Raw genomic sequence first — 15,777 nt, 5'->3', positions numbered from 1 at the left:
AGTCCACCACAGCCGGACCCGCGGCGGCACATCGGGCCGGCGTCCGAGCCGCCTGAACAGGATCGCCCGCGCGCCGCCGAGCCGGGCCGGGCGCAGGTCGTCACCGTCGGGCTCGCTCGTGGCCACCTCCACGTCGGCGGACCGCAGCCGGCCCTCGGGCCGCACCGTGACCTGTCGCCGGTGCGCAGCTTCCGCGCCCCTCCGGCGGAAGCCGGCAGGCCCAGCAGCTACGCCTGCGCCGGTGGCGTCAGGCTCGCCGCGACCCCACGCAGGGCGCGGCGCGACCTGATCCCGAGCTTGGTGAAGATCTTTCCCAGGTGCCACTCGATCGTGCGCGTGCTGAGGTACAGCCGCTCACCGATCTCCTGGTTCGTGAGCCCTTCGGCGGCCAGCGTGGCGATCTGCTGCTCCTGGGCGGTGAGGTCGGTCCTGGACTCCTCCGTACGACGGCGCACCTTCTCCCCCGTGGCCAGCAGCTCGCGCCTGGCACGCTCGGCGAACGCCACCATCCCGATGGTGTCGAACATCGTGTACGCGGACCGGACCGCATCGCGAGCGTCCGACCGCCGGCCCTCCCGACGCAGCCACTCGCCGTAGAGGAGATGGGCGCGGGCCAGCTCGGGCCGCAGCTGGGTCCGCGCCAGTTGCTCGACCGCCGTCCGGTAGCAGCTCTCCGCCTCGTCACCCTCGCTGAGCAGGGCCCGGGACCGCGCTTCCACCCCCCACGCCCAGGCCGTCTCCGCCGCGGTTGCGGCGTCGGTCAGCCGGGCGAGCGCCTGTCTCGCGGCGTCGTCGTGGCCCGATCGCACTCCCGCCTCCACCAGCTCCGGGAGCGCCCAGGCGGAGAGGAACAACTCCGGCTGCTCCGCGCTTGCCTGCTCCGCGGCGACGAACGCCAGTTCGTAGCTGCCCACGCCGTTGAGGAGGACAGCCCTTGTCCATCGGGTGAACTGCACCTCGAAGCCCTGGCCGACCGCGCTCCCGTGCTCGTTGACGGTGTCGATGAGCGCCGTCGCCTCCTCCGTGCGACCGCGGAGAGCTTCGACCAGCATGGCGCCGTACGGCGCGATCCGGGTCCCGGTCGCCTCGACCACCGCGTCCACCTCGGCCTTGGCCGCGGCGGCGCCGGCGAAGTCACCTCGCCAGGCAGCCACGATGGCCATGGTCGACATCAGGAGAGGGAGTCGGGCCAGCGCACCGGCGGCCCGCATGAGATCGACCTGGCGCTGCAGGATCCGCTGCAGGGCCTCCTCGTCCCAGAGCAGGGACGGCGGGTTGCCCATCATCCAGCCCCACCGCAGGCTGTCCTCGATCGAGAGGTCGGGCGAGTCGAAGATGTTCATGGCTCGTCGCAGCAGCGGCGCCGCGGCGACGCGCCCCTCGGTGATCCAGGTCGACAGACCCTCCAGGAGGATCCCGGCTGGTCCGGGATCCGCCACCTGTGGCAGTCGAGCCGCCGCCGTCGAGACGGCGAGCAGGCTGGTGTCCACGCCCGGCTCTCCGGCGAAGACGGCGGCAGCCCAGGCCTCGAGGTAGGTCTCACGCGCCACCGCCGGGTCGAGCTCCTTCAGCTGTTCGGCGGCGGACATGAAGAGTCGGATCGAGTCACGGGGCCGGCCGGAGGCAAAGGCCAGCTGCCCACGCAGCAACAGCGCATGAGCGACCTGGTCGTCGTCGGTTGCCGCTGTCTCGACGATGGTCATCATCCGGGCCGCCAGGTCGAACTCCCCCGCGTGCACGCTGACCCGTGCGGCTGCCCGCGCGCGGCGAACGCGGAGCGACGGCTGCTCCGTCAGAGCGACGGAACGTTGGAGGAAGGAGGCAGCGGCCACGAGGCCACCGCGGGCCTGCGCACGCTGCGCCGAGAGCTCGAGCTCCTCGGCCACGGCCTCGTCCGGCCCCGTCGCAGCTGACGCCCGGTGCCACGCCCGGCGATCCGGGTCGACGAGCGGGTCGGTGACCTCAGCGATAGCCCGATGGACGCGACGTCTGTCCGCCATCGTCGCCCCTTGATAGACGGCTGAACGCACGAGCGGATGCCGGAAGGTCACTCGGTCGTCGATCGTCAGAAGCGCCCTGAACTCGTCGGCCGATCCGGCACCGCCGTCGATGTCGAGCTCGTGCGCGGCCTGCCAGAGCAGCGCGGCGTCCCCCATGGGCTCGGCGGCCGCCACCAGCATCAGCAGGCGCGCCTGATCCGGCAGCTCTCTCGCGCGCGCGAGAAAGGTCTCCTCGAGGCGCCTCGACAGCGGCTCCCTCGCCCGAGCCGTGGTCCGCGCGGCCCGTCCGACCAGCTGCTCGGCCGCGGGCCCGCGAGGGAGCTCGAGCAGCGCGAGCGGGTTGCCCCGAGCCTCGGCCACGATCCGGTCCACGACGCGTCGGTCCAACGGCGCCGGGGTGATCGAGCCGAGCAGCACCCTGGCATCGGAGTCGCCCAACCCGGCGACCTCCATCTGGGGGAGCCCCTCCAGCACCGGCAGCTCGGCACCGGGCGCCCGTGTCACGAAGACCATCAGGATCGACTCGGCGCGCAGCCGCCGCGCGACGAAGCCGAGCACCTGAGCCGAGGCCCGGTCGAGCCACTGGGCGTCCTCGACGAGGCAGATGCACGGTCGTTCGGAGGTGGCGTCGGCGAGGAGGCTCAACACCGCCAACCCGACGAGGAACTGGTCGGGCGCCGGCCCGGCGCGGTGGCCGAAGATCGTCTCCAGTGCCGTCCGTTGCGGTGTCGGCAGGTCCGGCAGCCCGTCCAGCAGCGGGGCGCAGAGCTGGTGCAGCGCGGCGAAGGCCAGCTCCATCTCGGACTCGACCCCCTGTGCCCGCAGCTGCCGAGTGCCGGTGGACGACTCCACCACGTGCTCGAGCAGTGCCGTCTTGCCGACCCCGGCGTCACCTCGGACGACGAGGACCCGGCTCTCGCCCTGGTGCACGGCGGACAGCAGGGCGCCCAGCGCCGACCGTTCCTGCTCGCGGTCGAGGAGCACGGAGGTCACATCGGCCCCAGGCGAGGCACTCGTTGCCGTCGGGGGGCGTCGAGCGCGGAGCGTTCGCTCCCCCGGTCGAGCAGCCTCGACCCTGGAGAGGCTGCCTCGTGCACGTCTGCGTCCACGGCCTTCCGCCCTCTCCCTTGCGAGGTCATCACAGGGTGGCCGGCGACCCGGCGGCTCCGTGAGCACGTTGCACCCGATGCTACGGCGAACTCGCGTCCCTTGACAGGGCGACCGTGCCCCGCCCGGGATGGTCGCCTCCATGCCCGTGCTGTCCGACCACCAGTCCGGCAGGTCGGCTGGGGCCCGGCTTTGCTCGAAAGGTTCGCTCAGGGTGTCGGGTCGATGCTCCCGATGCTTGCGGTGGGCGACGCGACTGCCGGCTTCAGAGAGTGATCCTGCCGGGAATGCGCTCGGTGACCTCCTGGAGGACCCACGTGTTGCCGTCCGGGTCGGAGAACGCCGCCTGGCTGACGTACGAGCGACCCTCCGGATCGCGCCCGGGCTCGGGCTGTCCACCCGGTGCAGCGTGGAAGACGTCGCTGATCTCGATGCCGCGACTCCCGATCTCGGCGTGGGCGGCCTCGATGTCGTCGACGATCAACAGCAGACCCTCCAGCGGAGGACCCGCGGGCGGGCCGAACTGGACCGAGGCCGGGGAGCCGGGCGGAGTGAACTGCACACCGCGCACCTGCTCGGTGAACTGGAGATCGATGTCGAGCTGCCACCCAGGCGCTGGTAGAAGTCCTTCGCCCGGTCGAAGTCGGTGATCGGGATGCGGGTCACTTCGAACTTCATGGGCACTCGGGCCAGGTCCTGCCCTTGGGGCGGCGAAGGAATGCTGGTGACGGTCATGACGGCTCCTTCTGCGTGCTGATGGTTGTGAGGATGTCGAGATGTCGCGCTCGTGTCGCGAGGGTGGGCCTCTCCAGGGCGTTGACCCGGCGGGCTGGGCTGACGACCCGACAGCTGTGCCGCCAGATCGGCGGCGATCGGACGGCTCCTGCCGGCCGTGAGCGCGGTTGCTGGTCGGCGCTGTCTGGGTGTCGGCGCCTGGGTCGACCTTGGGGCAGCTGCCGGGTCGCCCCTCGGCCGGGCGCGGGGGTCGCCCGGCCGAGGGAGTTCGAGGTACAGGTGACGGGAGTCGCCTGCTGGAGCAGCAGCGTCGGTCGACCTCGACGGTCAGCGGACGCGGACCGGCGCGCTGGTTCGGGAGACCGGCTGATAGCCGGCGAGCCGTCCGGTCACGACCACCGTGATCCGGTGGTGTCTGTCGGCTCGCCTCACCTGATAGTGGATCCCGTGCCCGATCCGGTGGCCGTCGCGGTACCAGACCACGCCCAGCTCTGCGGCGGCCGGCTCCCAGGCACCGGTACGGACCGTGAGTCGGTGCCCTGGAGCCGCCGTGCCGGTGATCGTCGGCTTCGGGGCCGTGGTGAACGCCCCGAGGCGAACGCTGACGGGCCGGCTGGTGCGGCTGACCGGCTCCGTGCCGTCCAGGGTGCCGGTGACACGAACGGTGACCTGGTGCAGGGCGTCCGCCGCGACGAGGTGGTACCTCGGGCTGGTTGCCTGAGCGATGGGGCTACCGTCGCGCAGCCACTGATAGGCCAGCCGCACTCCTGCCGGGCTCCACGTGTTCGGCACGGCGCGGAGCGTCGACCCGACGACGGGTTCACCTTCGACGGTCGGGGTCACGCCGCTGATCGGCGTGACCGGCGGTGTGCCGACCTCCGGGGTGAGGTCGTGGACGGTCAGCGCCGGGACGAGCACCCACGCGGTCCGCAGGAACAGGATGCCGGGCGGGTCGACGTACTCCTCCCAGTCCGAGGACGCCCAGAGCGGAGAGCCCTCGGGTACCGGGACCGACCGGCTGAGGACGGGCCCGCGCTCCTGGATGACATCCGTGGGGATGTCGTCGGTGTAGAACGGCTGCTGCTGGAACCGCTGGGTGCCCTCACCGACAGCGAGGTTGAAACCGCCGCTGTGCGGGGCGTACCGGTTGCTGACCTCCATCGTGATCGGCTTCGCGGGGTCGTACGACGGGTCGCCGTGCGGTGTGGCGGTCATGGTCGCCCAGTAGTTCTGCGAGATCGACATCTTCGACGGGTCGCAGGTGCCGGTAGCCGCCGGGTTCCGGTAGGTGGCGATCACCTGCCCGAACTGGTCGACGACGTCGACGTCCTCCATCCCGGTCAGGTTCCACCGCTGGGTTCCGGTGCCCACCGGGACGAATCCGAAGGCGACGACGTAGCGGCCGTCGCAGCCGTGGTAGCGGACCATCGTGGAGTACTGCGTGAAGGAGTTGTTCACCGTGCTGACATCGACGACGTTCGGGTCGCTGTTCGTCGGCGTGAACGTGGTCGTGCCGGCGTCGAAGTGGTCCACCGGCGCTGGTGCCGTCGTGAAGCTGGGCCCATCGCTGCCGTCCGGCATCACCGGGGTGATGACTCCCTCGACGTCCTCGTCTCCGATCGCGGACCAGTCGCTGCTGTACGACCAGGTCGTCGCACCCTCGAACGCGTTGACGTGCACGGTCTTCTCCGCGTACACGTGGCCACCACCCACGGACTGGATCCGGTACTGGATGTCGCCGTAGCCGGCGTACTCGACGTCGAGTCGTGCGAACGCCTTGCCGTTGAACGCCGTCCACGGGAAGGGGGCGGCGTCGGCGATCTTGACCGGTGTGACGCGGAAGGGCGCGTGCAGGGTCGTGCCCGCCCCCGTCAGCGTCAGCGTGTTCGGACCTGTCGGCACGTCGGCGGTGATGGTGATCATCCAGTCGATGGCGCCGTTCGCCGACGCCTTGCCGGTGCGCAGGACGGTGCCGTCTCCGACTGTTGCGGCGTACGTCACCCCTGGTGTCAGGCCGGACGCAGTCACGCGCAGGTCGTTGGTGCGCGCGACCCAACCGCTCGCGTCAGGGGAGACGGTCAGGGTCGGGGTCCCGGGCTCAGCAGGGGTGTCGGTGCCGGCGTCGACGGTGACGACCGTGCTGATGCCGGTGTCACCGAACCGGACCACCCCGAGGTACGGGCCGGGAGCCAGGTCGTTCCAGGACGCGGTCAGCGTGGGCGTGTCGCCCACGTCCGCGTGGATGGTGTCCGGGCTGACGTGGAAGCCGCCTGCCGTGGTCGACGGATCGACGACGTAGCTGGTCAGGGCGTAGTCCAGGTCGTCGCCCTGCTGCTGGCCTGCGCGGTAGAAGCTCACCTCCGCGATGTAGGTGCCGGGGACCGGTTGCTCCAGGTCCAGCTCCTCGTCGGGACTGTCGGTCGCCGACGCGTCGACGAACCACACGTTGCCGCTGGACTCGTCGACCCGGTAGACGAGCAGATCGACGTCGCCGGTCTGGTCGGCCGCGTCGAGATCGAACCGGGCGAACGTCGCTCCGTCGGGGACGGTGACGGCGTACCGGTGGGTCGGACCGCCCACGGTTCCCGTGCCCTCGACCCGTGAGCCGTGGGCGAGGCCCTCGACCGTCAGCGGGACGTCGGAGGTGTCGCCGACGCTGACCGTGACGTCGGCCGAACCGCTGGTGCCGCCGGCGGCGACCTCGGCGGGTGCGTCGAACGCGACCGGTCGGACCGCGAGCGCGCTGCGCACGTCGGTCCTGCCGTCGGACCAGGTCAGGTACCCGGTCGTGAACTCGCCGAGCGGCGCATCGTCGCGCAGGAACGTGACGGTGAAGGTGTGCTGTTCACCGGCCTCGCCGAACGTCAGGGTCGAGGGCTGGACGTCTGCCTGAACTCCGTCGAGGCCGGTGACCGTGGCCGTGAAGGTGCCCGGGCGCGTCGCGGTGACCGTGCGGGTCACGGTCTGCCGACCGGGCAGGCTGCCGATGCCGATGGAGGCGAGGTTCAGGTCCGACCCGTCGATGGGTGAGACACCGGACGGCGTGGCCTCGCCGAGGCCGGCCAGGTAGGAGCTCCAGTCGTCGGCATCGTTGAGGTAGACCAGTCCGGGGTCGAGGTAGTGGCGGGGCACGACCTGGCCGTTGCCCTGGGCGAAGGGCTCCGGGTCGGGTCGGCCTTCGGCGTCGACGGTGTCGGTCGCCGAGGTCATCAGCGCCGACTTGATCTCAGCCGGGGACGCGCCCGGGTTCGAGCCGAGGTAGAGGGCAGCCAGGCCCGCCACGTGCGGGGACGCCATGGAGGTGCCGGACATGTAGCCCCAACGAGGGCCCCCGTCCTGGGGGTTCGCAACGGCCGCGAGGACGTTGACGCCGGGGGCGGCGACGTCCGGCTTGATGATGTCGGAGCCGTCGGCCTCGACCGGCCCGCGAGAGGAGAAGCCCGCGATCTGAGGGGTGGGCGCCGAGGGGTCCGCGCCGGCGTTGCCGGCCACCAGGGTCACCGTCGCGCCAGGGGTCTCGGCATAGGCGTGCAGCTGGTCGGCGTACCGGGCGTCGACGTGGATGGTCGGCACGGAGTGCTCGTCGACGTCGGTGGAGTCCGGCGAGGTGTTGACCAGGACCATGCCGACGCCGCCGGCGCGCTTGACCTCGGCCGACTTCTCGACCCGGGCGACGACGCCGCGGTCGCACAGCACGATGCCGCCGTCGACCTTCGTGGGGTCGAGGGTGCCCGTGCCGCACAGCTCCGGGTGCCGCGCGTCCGGCTGCGCCGCATCAGCGCCGTAGACGAAGCTGCCGGCGACACCCGCGCTGGGCACGGTGATGGAGGCGCCGAGCGCAGTGGTGCCATCGCCGAGGCGGACCGTCGCTTCGGGAGCGGGGAACGTCGAGGCGGCGACCGTCGTCTCCCAGGGGGCGGCGTTGTCGAGGGTCGAGGCGTCCGGGCCCGAGTTGCCACCCGCTGCGGCGACGAAGATGCCCGCGGTCGCGGCCGCCATGAACGCCTGGTCCGTCAGGGAGTCGGTCGTCTGGGCGGGGCCTCCGCCGATCGAGTAGTTGATGACGTCGACGCCGTCGGCGACGGCCGCGTCGATGGCGGAGAGCAGGTCGAGGGTGGAGCAGCCGTCGTCGTCCTCGCCGGCCGGGTTCCTGCCCGACCAGCACGCCTTGTAGACGGCGATCTTCGCGGCGGGGGTGACGCCGGAGATGTGAGTTCCCTTGGAGGTCGTGACGTCGTGGTCACCGGCGGCAGTGCTCGCGGTGTGCGAGCCGTGAGAGGTGCCGTCCCGGGGCGAGACGTACTCGCCGGTCGACGCGTCGCCGATGTTGCCGGCACCGAACCCGTCGATGAAGTAACGGGCGCCGATGATCTTCTGGGTGCAGTCGTCGGCGGTGAACTGCTCTCCGGTCTCGCAGATGCCGTGGAAGTCGGTGCCGTCGCTCTTGTGGAACACGATCGAGTCCCCGTCGCGGTAGGGCTCGGGACCGTCGTCGGTGCCCAGCGGGTCGCCCGCGAACGACGGGTTCTCTGGCGCGATGCCGGTGTCGACGACCCCGACGACGACGCCCTTGCCCGCTTGTGCCGGGCCGCCGAGGTCCTGCCAGACGCCGTCGTCGCCCTCGAGGCCGAGATAGCCGGTGGAGGTGGTGGCGTCCTGGAGGTGGAGCAGCTCGCTCCTGACGACCTGCTTGACCCTCGGGTCCGTGGACAGCTGTGCAGCCTGCTTGGCGGTCAGGTGCGCGCCGAACCCGTTGGTCGTGAGCGAGTAGGACACGCGTGGGGTCACCCCCACCGAGGACGCCACCTGGCGCTGGCTGCGTGCCAGGTGTGACACGTAGCTGCGGGTCCGCGGGGATCGCGCCGAGAACGACCCGCGGGCGGGAACGGCTGCCTTCAGACCGGAGATCCCGCCGCGGTAGCTGGCTGCGGCCGGGTCCCGGAGCACCACGACGTACGTGCCGGCCCGGTAGCCGGACCGGCCGGCCGTCGGAGTGAGCGGCTTCGAGGCCGACGGGGTGCCGTGCGTGCCGGCGGGCCTCAACGTCGTGCTGGTGTCAGCGGCGGTGGCCGGGACCGCGAACGCGGTGAGAGCTGCGGAGAGGAGGACGGGAAGTCCGAGCGCCCTGGTTCGCCACACGCGGCGTCGCCAGGTCGGGTGGGGGCTGGTCACAGACGTTCCTTCGAGGGTTCGGTCGGCACCCGGGATGGGCCGCGAGCCGGGACGCTATGCGAACCCGTTGGCATCGCGCTGCCAATGACCGCAGCAGGCCACGCCCCCACTTCGAGAGCTCCCGCGAACGCCCGGTCAGACCCAGCCCCTGCGGGCGGCCTCCACCCCGAGCTGGAACCTGTTGTCGGCATTCAGGTCGTGCATCAGCTGCTGGCTCCGACGGCGTAGCGACCGGACGGAGAGCCCGAGCCGAGCCGCGATCACCTCGTCGGTCAGTCCGGCACCGATCAGCGCGAGGATCGCCTGCTGCTCACGCGTCGGTGGCACCGCCGCGCGCGTCCCTGCCGGGGCCGGCGGGTGCTCCAGCTCGCGCTGTTCGAGTGCTTCGCGGATCTCGGCGGACGTCGTCGCACCACCGGGGCCGAGCGGCAGCGCACGCTCCCAGTAGGCCTCGAAGGTGTCGACCAGGAGCTTCACCAGGGGTGGAGACTCGGTCACCATCGACTCGACGCTGATGCCGTCGAGCCGCAGCCCCAGCAGCGCACAGCTGCGGTCGACCACCACGACCTTGAACGGCACCGACGGCGCAACCCGGGCCTGCTCCCCCTGCTCGCTCATCCGCACCGTCTCGTCCCACGCGTCGTCGCGGGAGAAGCTCTCCGCGGCGTAGACGACCCTCCAGCTGACGCCGCGGGCGATGGTGCTCACCTGCAGCGGCTCCATGCCCAGGGAGATGTAGGGCGGCCGGTCGAACGTGAGCATCTCGCTACGGACCTGATGCTGGAGTCGTGCGTACCACGACGCCACCTCGACGGGATCTGTGAGCACCAACGTCATCGGCGCCACGTGCTCGCCGGCCACACCGCTCCTGAACTGCTCGACCAACGCCGGAATGCGGTCGCGAAGAGCTGCCGCCCGCTCGTTGAGCTGGTCGACCGCAGCTCCGAGCGCGATCTGTGGATCAACGGCGGCGTAGGCGCCGCCAGGAACCTCGGGAAGCGCCACCAGGCCGACGTCGCGAAGCCCGTCGAGAACCTCGACAGCCGTCTCGGCGGACAGCCCGAACGCCTCTGCGACGTCATCCGCCGAGGTCCGGCCACGTTGCACGACGAACAGGTACACCTGCTCGCTGGTGCGCGACAGCCCCAACGCGCTCAGCAGACTCTTGTCCGTCTCAGCCATCCCGATCCCCTTCGCGCCCGGCCCGGCCAGACCACCCTCCGTCACCAAGGCGCCGGAGAGCCAGCACTCCGGTCGAGGAACGACGGGCCCGTGATCTGCAGTGCGCAGGTCACGGGCCCGTTGTCTTGCGCGCCTGTAGGGATTCGAACCCCAAACCTTCTGATCCGTAGTCAGATGCTCTATCCGTTGAGCTACAGGCGCCCGTCGCCACCCGGGGTGAACGACTGGTCGAGGATAGCCGACCCCGTCGGGGTTGCCGAAATCCGGTCCCGTCAGCGACCGGCCCACGGTCGCGGCACCGGTCACGGGCCCGAGCGCCGACGAAGCGCCCTTCTTAGGTCTGGAAAAGGCCGAAGCCCGGCTCTTGGAGAAGGGACTTTCCCGCTCAAAACAAGGGATGTGACGCACCCCACGAGGCATTGATCGATCCAATGTGAGTGCGATCGAGTGCGGGGGTACTGTCGGCCCACCCACGGGGTCGGGCACGGTCCGCCGCCGCACCACGGGGGCCCACCAGAGTCGCCGACAACGACGCCGAGCGAGCCACCGCGAACGTGCGAGAAGGAACCGCCATGACCGCCACGACGACCGCCCCGACGACCCACCAGGGCATCCTCGACTTCGTCAACGAGGTCGCAGCGATGACCCAGCCCGACCACATCCACTGGTGCACCGGCTCCGACGACGAATGGTCCCGGATCACCGACGCGCTCGTGTCGACCGGGACCTTCACCCGGCTGAACCCGGCCATCAAGCCGAACTCCTTCCACGCCGCCAGCGACCCCATCGACGTCGCCCGCGTGGAGGACCGGACCTTCATCTGCTCGGTCGACGAGCGCGACGCCGGACCCACGAACAACTGGATGGACCCCGAGCAGATGAAGGAGCTCATGCGCGGGCTCTACCAGGGCTCGATGCGGGGCCGGACCATGTACGTGATCCCGTTCGTGATGGGGCACCTCGAGGCCGAGAAGCCGATGTTCGGGATCGAGCTGACCGACTCGGCGTACGTCACCGCCTCGATGCGCGTGATGGCCCGGATGGGCAGCCACGTGCTGCAGCGGATGGAGGAGCTCGACGCCGAGTTCGTGCCGTGCATCCACTCCGTCGGCCACCCGCTCGAGCCGGGACAGCAGGACGTGGCGTGGCCGTGCAACGACACCAAGTACATCGTCCAGTTCCCCGAGGAGCGGGCGATCTGGTCCTACGGCTCCGGCTACGGCGGCAACGCGCTGCTCGGCAAGAAGTGCTACGCGCTGCGGATCGCCTCCGTGATGGCACGCGACGAGGGCTGGCTCGCCGAGCACATGCTGATCCTCAAGCTCACCTCGCCCGAGGGCACGGTCAAGTACGTCGCCGCCGCGTTCCCGAGCGCCTGCGGCAAGACCAACCTCGCGATGCTGCAGCCGACCATCCCGGGCTGGAAGGTCGAGACGCTCGGCGACGACATCGCCTGGATGCGGATCGGCGAGGACGGCCGGCTGTGGGCGGTCAACCCGGAGTACGGCTTCTTCGGCGTCGCTCCCGGCACCAACGAGCACACCAACCCGAATGCCATGAAGACCATCAACAAGGGCAACTCGGTCTTCACCAACGTCGCGCTCACCGACGACGGCGACATCTGGTGGGAGGGCCTCGAGAACCCGCCCGCCAGCGCGACCTCGTGGAAGGGCGAGCCGTGGGGCCCGCAGTCCGAGGAGCTCTCCAGCCACCCGAACTCCCGCTACTGCACGCCGATCAAGCAGTGCGACATCCTCGCGGCCGAGTACGACGACCCGCGCGGTGTCCCGATCGACGCGATCCTGTTCGGCGGTCGCCGCAAGACCACGGTCCCGCTGGTCTTCGAGGCCCGCGACTGGACGCACGGCACGTTCCTCGGTGCGACGCTCTCCTCGGAGACCACCGCCGCCGCCGTCGGCGCGGTGGGCGTGGTGCGGCGCGACCCGATGGCGATGCTCCCCTTCATCGGCTACAACGCCGGCGACTACTTCAACCACTGGATCACGGTCGGCAAGGACAACGACGCTGCGAAGCTGCCGCGGATCTTCTACGTCAACTGGTTCCGCCGCGACGACGACGGCGGGTTCCTCTGGCCGGGCTTCGGCGAGAACAGCCGGGTGCTCAAGTGGGTCGTCGAGCGGATCGACGGTCGGGCCGGGGCGGTCGAGACCCCGATCGGCCACGTCCCGACCCCGGACGCCCTCGACACCGACGGCCTGGACATGACCCCCGAGGCGCTCGCTGCGGCGCTCCACGTCGACCCCGAGGAGTGGAAGGACGAGCTCCCCCAGATCCAGGAGTGGTTCGAGAAGTTCGGCGACGACCTCCCGGCGGTGCTGTGGACCGAGCTCGACGGCCTCCGGGCGCGCCTCGGCGACTGATCACCGACGGCTCCCCGGCGTACCGCGATCGTCCCCGTCCGCGCCGGACACGGGCCGATCCCGTCTCACCTGTGGAATCATCTGCCCCAAGAGTTCGACTTACGGGGGATGGTCGAGAGGGGACGAGCAGGGTGGAGAGCTACGGGCCTGAGGAGCGCGCGCTCTTCGAGCGAGCCGGCGCCGCCCTGTTCGAGGAGATGGTGGCCTCAGCCGGACTTCGGGCCGATGATCCCCGGGTCCTCCCGGGCGGTGAGTTCGCGGAGGCACTCGATCTGCTCCGCCACATGGGTCTGGCCAAGCTCAGTGTCGATGGCGAGCAATGGGATGCGTTGGACCCGTCGGCCGTCCAGTCCCGCGTGGTGTCCCCGCTGGGCCAGGAGGGTGCCCGGCTGCTGAGCGAGTCGTCGCACTGGGCGCACGCCTTCGGTCCACTCACTCAGGCCTGGCGCAAGGCTCCGCAGGAGATCTCTGGCGGACCTTTCACCTATCTGCCGCTGGAGGAGATCGACCCGTTCATCGCCAACCTGATGGCTGAGTGCGAGGAAGAGATGCTCACCGCGCAGCCGCAGGCGCTCCGGGACACCAAGACCATGCCGCACGTCGTGCTGCGCGACACCGCCCTCCTCGAGCGGGGCGCCAGGATCCGCACCCTCTACCAGCACAGCGCACGGCGGAACGGCGTCACGCGGGAGTACGTCGCGCAGGTGACGGAGCGCGGCGGCGAGGTGCGCACCGTCGACGAGTTCTTCAACCGGATGATCGTCGTCGACCGGCGGGTCGCGATCATCCCCAGCAAGGAGACCGTGCGGGTCGCCCTGGTGGTCCGCGAGCTGTCGGTGGTGGCCTACCTGGTCGACGTGTTCGAGAGGGCCTGGGAGCGGGGTCGGCCGTTCACCAGCCGCGAGGCGTCGGTGATGAAGGACATCGCCGCCGAGCAGCGGTCGATGACGCTGCGGATGCTGATCGAGGGCCACTCCGATCCGGTCTCGGCGAAACGGCTCGGGGTCAGCCCTCGCACCTACGCCGGCTACATCTCGGACCTCAAGGAAGAGTTCGAGGCGGAGACCCGATTCCAGCTGGGCTACACGATCGGCAGGCGAGGGATCACGGGTCGTGACGAGGAGGACGACGCGGCCGAGGGGTGAGCGGCGCCCGGCGCAGACATGACGAAGGGCAGTGACCTGAGGTCACTGCCCTTCGTCATGGTGGTCGAGCCGGGCCGGGGGGGTGGCACTGGGACCGAACAAGTGGGGGGTGAGTTGGGTCCCCGACTCGACCGAGTTCTTCAGCTGATCAGCGGCCGCCGGCGGGGGGCCGGCCATTCCAACTGCTGTCGGCGTGCGCCGGGGCCGAGATACCCAGCAGACCGAAGCTCAGCGTCGCGGTGACGACCGCGATTGCGACCTTTCGCGTAACGTTCATTTCCCTCTCCACCTTCATGCTCATCGGGTCCCACGGAAGACCCGGTGTCACCAGTGTGGGCGAGGTACGCCCCTGCGCACGAATGGAACGATGCCTCAAAAATGTGCATTGCACATTTCTGCAACGTTGCAGGTTTCTGCAGCGCAGGACCGGGTACAGCATTTGGCCGCGGCCCCCGGGCGCGAGGCGCACCGGGGGCCGAGGACTGGCGGAGGCGGAGGGATTTGAACCCTCGATGGGGTTGTAGCCCCAAACCCGCTTAGCAGGCGGGCGCCATAGACCGGACTAGGCGACGCCTCCCGACAGCCCGCACAGGCTACAAGGACCGCGCGGGCGACGGCCAATCGGGCGGTTCAGAGCGGGCGGAGGCCTTGGCCGTCCTGCAGGTGTCGCCGGAGATCGAGGACGAACTCCTCCCGGTCCGCGGCCAGCAGCTGCACCGGGATCGTCGTCGACCGGCCGTCGCGGAGCCTGAGCACGACCACCGGCGTGCCGCCCGGCGTCGCGGTCACGGCCTCGGCCACCTCGACCCAGGCCGCCCGGTCGGCGCCGACGTTGCGAACCATCCGCACCCGGTAGCCCTCGGTCCCGAGACGCACGACGGGCACCCGGCGGAGGACGGCGTACGCCGCGACCGCCACCGCGACCAGTCCGAGCACGCCGATCGCGACCACCGGGCCCAGCGAGAGGTCGAGGAGTGCGACGACCAGCGTCGCGAGCACCAGTAGCAGCGCGAGCGCGACGAGCAGCGCCCCGGCGAACCGGGCGCCGAAGGCGGTCGCGAGCCGATAGTCGGACGTCTGCACGCGTTGATTGAACAAGACACCGGAATTTGCCTCGCCACCGGGTTGTGGGCGGTGCCGTGGGGAGTGACACTCGAAGTCCCCCCACCGCTCCGGGCCTCCGGGAGGTTCTCATGACCGTCACCTCCATCGGGATGACGAGCGCGATCCAAGGCCTTCAGCAGGCCCTGGAGGCCTTCCGCCGGCCCGGAGTCCAGCTCGGGAACTGGCGATGGGGCGTCCGGCAGCGCATGGGTGCGGTCCGTGACGCGCTGGTCGCCGAGACGGGCCAGGGTGGCGAGGGCTGGCTCGCCGCCCGCGAGGTGGGGCTGCTCCGCGAGCGCAACGCGCTGCTCGGACGGCTCAGTGCGCTCGGACGCCAGGTGCTGGAGAACCAGGATGTCGACGAGGTCCGCACGGAGCTGCACCGGCTGCTCGTCGACGTCTCCCACCACGTCCAGCGCCTCCACGACCTGGCGTACGACGAGGTCGAGCTGGAGCTCGGCGGCTCCGAGTAGAGCACCGAGTACGGCAGAGGGGGCGGGATTCGAACCCGCGGTGGGTCTCCCCACGACCGCTTTCAAGGCGGTTCCGATCGGCCACTCCGGCACCCCTCCGTGTGCCCGCGGGCACCGGTGGAGTCTAGCCGGGCGGGTCCGCGGCGCCTGGCCGTCCACGACGGCGGACGGCGTTCGACGGCCACGTCACCGCCCTCCGCGCGATCGCCGACCCGGTCCAGAGCGACCTGTCAGCCGACCAGGACCTCCACGAGCACGTCGCCCTCCTGGACGACGTCGCCGGGTGCGACCTTGATCGCCCGCACGGTGCCGGGCGCCTCGACGAGGACGGGGATCTCCATCTTCATCGACTCCAGCAGCACGACCGTGTCACCGGCGGCCACGGCCTCGCCGGGCGAGACGGCCACGCTCAGCACGTTGGCCACCATCTCCGCCACGACCTCGACCACCTGCTCGCGCGCCATGCTGCGAACCTAGC

General features: G+C 70.7%; 10 protein-coding genes and 3 tRNA genes. 3 read left to right on the top strand and 10 right to left on the bottom strand.

Translation table 11 applies throughout. The features are described 5' to 3' along the window. Positions 1-227: 227 nt before the first annotated feature. From N538_RS26145 to N538_RS0118460, 5 genes are all read right to left on the bottom strand, one after another. Entirely contained in the window at positions 228-2,984 is a 2,757-nt protein-coding gene (locus N538_RS26145) for an ATP-binding protein (protein WP_197025393.1), read from the bottom strand. Between the two features lie 388 nt (positions 2,985-3,372). Next, entirely contained in the window at positions 3,373-3,669 is a 297-nt protein-coding gene (locus tag N538_RS26140; RefSeq protein WP_051549431.1) for a hypothetical protein, read from the bottom strand. 500 nt (positions 3,670-4,169) lie between these two features. Continuing rightward, a complete protein-coding gene (locus N538_RS27590) occupies positions 4,170-9,014 on the bottom strand; it encodes a S8 family serine peptidase (protein WP_081790573.1) in 4,845 nt (1,614 codons plus the stop codon). Positions 9,015-9,149: 135 nt separating this feature from the next. Further along, positions 9,150-10,196: a helix-turn-helix transcriptional regulator gene (locus N538_RS0118465; RefSeq protein ID WP_155992232.1), complete on the bottom strand. Its 1,047-nt coding sequence runs from the start codon at positions 10,194-10,196 to the stop codon at positions 9,150-9,152. 128 nt (positions 10,197-10,324) lie between these two features. Continuing rightward, positions 10,325-10,397 (bottom strand) — tRNA-Arg (locus N538_RS0118460). 371 nt (positions 10,398-10,768) lie between these two features. Between N538_RS0118460 and N538_RS0118455 the strand changes: the two genes are divergently transcribed. Both N538_RS0118455 and N538_RS0118450 read left to right on the top strand, forming a co-directional pair. Further along, the gene (locus N538_RS0118455) at positions 10,769-12,577 is read left to right on the top strand and encodes a phosphoenolpyruvate carboxykinase (GTP) (protein ID WP_028638531.1); all 1,809 of its coding nucleotides are present in this window, start codon (positions 10,769-10,771) and stop codon (positions 12,575-12,577) included. Between the two features lie 131 nt (positions 12,578-12,708). Further along, positions 12,709-13,722, top strand: a complete 1,014-nt coding sequence (locus N538_RS0118450) for a LuxR family transcriptional regulator (RefSeq protein ID WP_028638530.1) — start codon at positions 12,709-12,711, stop codon at positions 13,720-13,722. Between the two features lie 148 nt (positions 13,723-13,870). Here N538_RS0118450 and N538_RS28640 read toward each other — a convergent pair whose 3' ends face one another. From N538_RS28640 to N538_RS0118435, 3 genes are all read right to left on the bottom strand, one after another. After that, positions 13,871-14,023 carry a hypothetical protein gene (locus tag N538_RS28640; RefSeq protein WP_155992230.1) on the bottom strand — a complete coding sequence of 51 codons (153 nt, stop codon included), beginning with the start codon at positions 14,021-14,023 and terminating at the stop codon, positions 13,871-13,873. A 182-nt stretch (positions 14,024-14,205) separates the two neighbouring features. Next, positions 14,206-14,299 (bottom strand) — tRNA-Ser (locus N538_RS0118440). Positions 14,300-14,352: 53 nt separating this feature from the next. Beyond that, a complete protein-coding gene (locus N538_RS0118435) occupies positions 14,353-14,805 on the bottom strand; it encodes a hypothetical protein (RefSeq protein WP_036571279.1) in 453 nt (150 codons plus the stop codon). A 110-nt stretch (positions 14,806-14,915) separates the two neighbouring features. Between N538_RS0118435 and N538_RS0118430 the strand changes: the two genes are divergently transcribed. After that, positions 14,916-15,299: a hypothetical protein gene (locus tag N538_RS0118430; RefSeq protein ID WP_028638528.1), complete on the top strand. Its 384-nt coding sequence runs from the start codon at positions 14,916-14,918 to the stop codon at positions 15,297-15,299. A 14-nt stretch (positions 15,300-15,313) separates the two neighbouring features. Here N538_RS0118430 and N538_RS0118425 read toward each other — a convergent pair. Further along, positions 15,314-15,398: transfer RNA gene (locus N538_RS0118425), tRNA-Ser, on the bottom strand. Positions 15,399-15,529: 131 nt separating this feature from the next. Beyond that, the gene (locus N538_RS0118420; protein WP_028638527.1) at positions 15,530-15,763 is read right to left on the bottom strand and encodes a biotin/lipoyl-binding carrier protein; all 234 of its coding nucleotides are present in this window, start codon (positions 15,761-15,763) and stop codon (positions 15,530-15,532) included. Positions 15,764-15,777: the final 14 nt, after the last annotated feature.

Source organism: Nocardioides sp. URHA0032 (assembly GCF_000620645.1).
GTDB lineage: Bacteria > Actinomycetota > Actinomycetes > Propionibacteriales > Nocardioidaceae > Nocardioides.
Note: the sequence above shows the minus strand (reverse complement) of the source record. Positions and strands in the feature narration are given on the sequence as shown.

Coding starts and splice junctions, on each gene's coding strand:
- N538_RS0118465 (WP_155992232.1), bottom strand. CDS start 10,196: ATGGCTGAGACGGACAAGAGTCTGCTGAGCGCGTTGGGGCTGTCGCGC.
- N538_RS0118455 (WP_028638531.1), top strand. CDS start 10,769: ATGACCGCCACGACGACCGCCCCGACGACCCACCAGGGCATCCTCGAC.
- N538_RS28640 (WP_155992230.1), bottom strand. CDS start 14,023: ATGAGCATGAAGGTGGAGAGGGAAATGAACGTTACGCGAAAGGTCGCA.
- N538_RS0118430 (WP_028638528.1), top strand. CDS start 14,916: ATGACCGTCACCTCCATCGGGATGACGAGCGCGATCCAAGGCCTTCAG.
- N538_RS0118420 (WP_028638527.1), bottom strand. CDS start 15,763: ATGGCGCGCGAGCAGGTGGTCGAGGTCGTGGCGGAGATGGTGGCCAAC.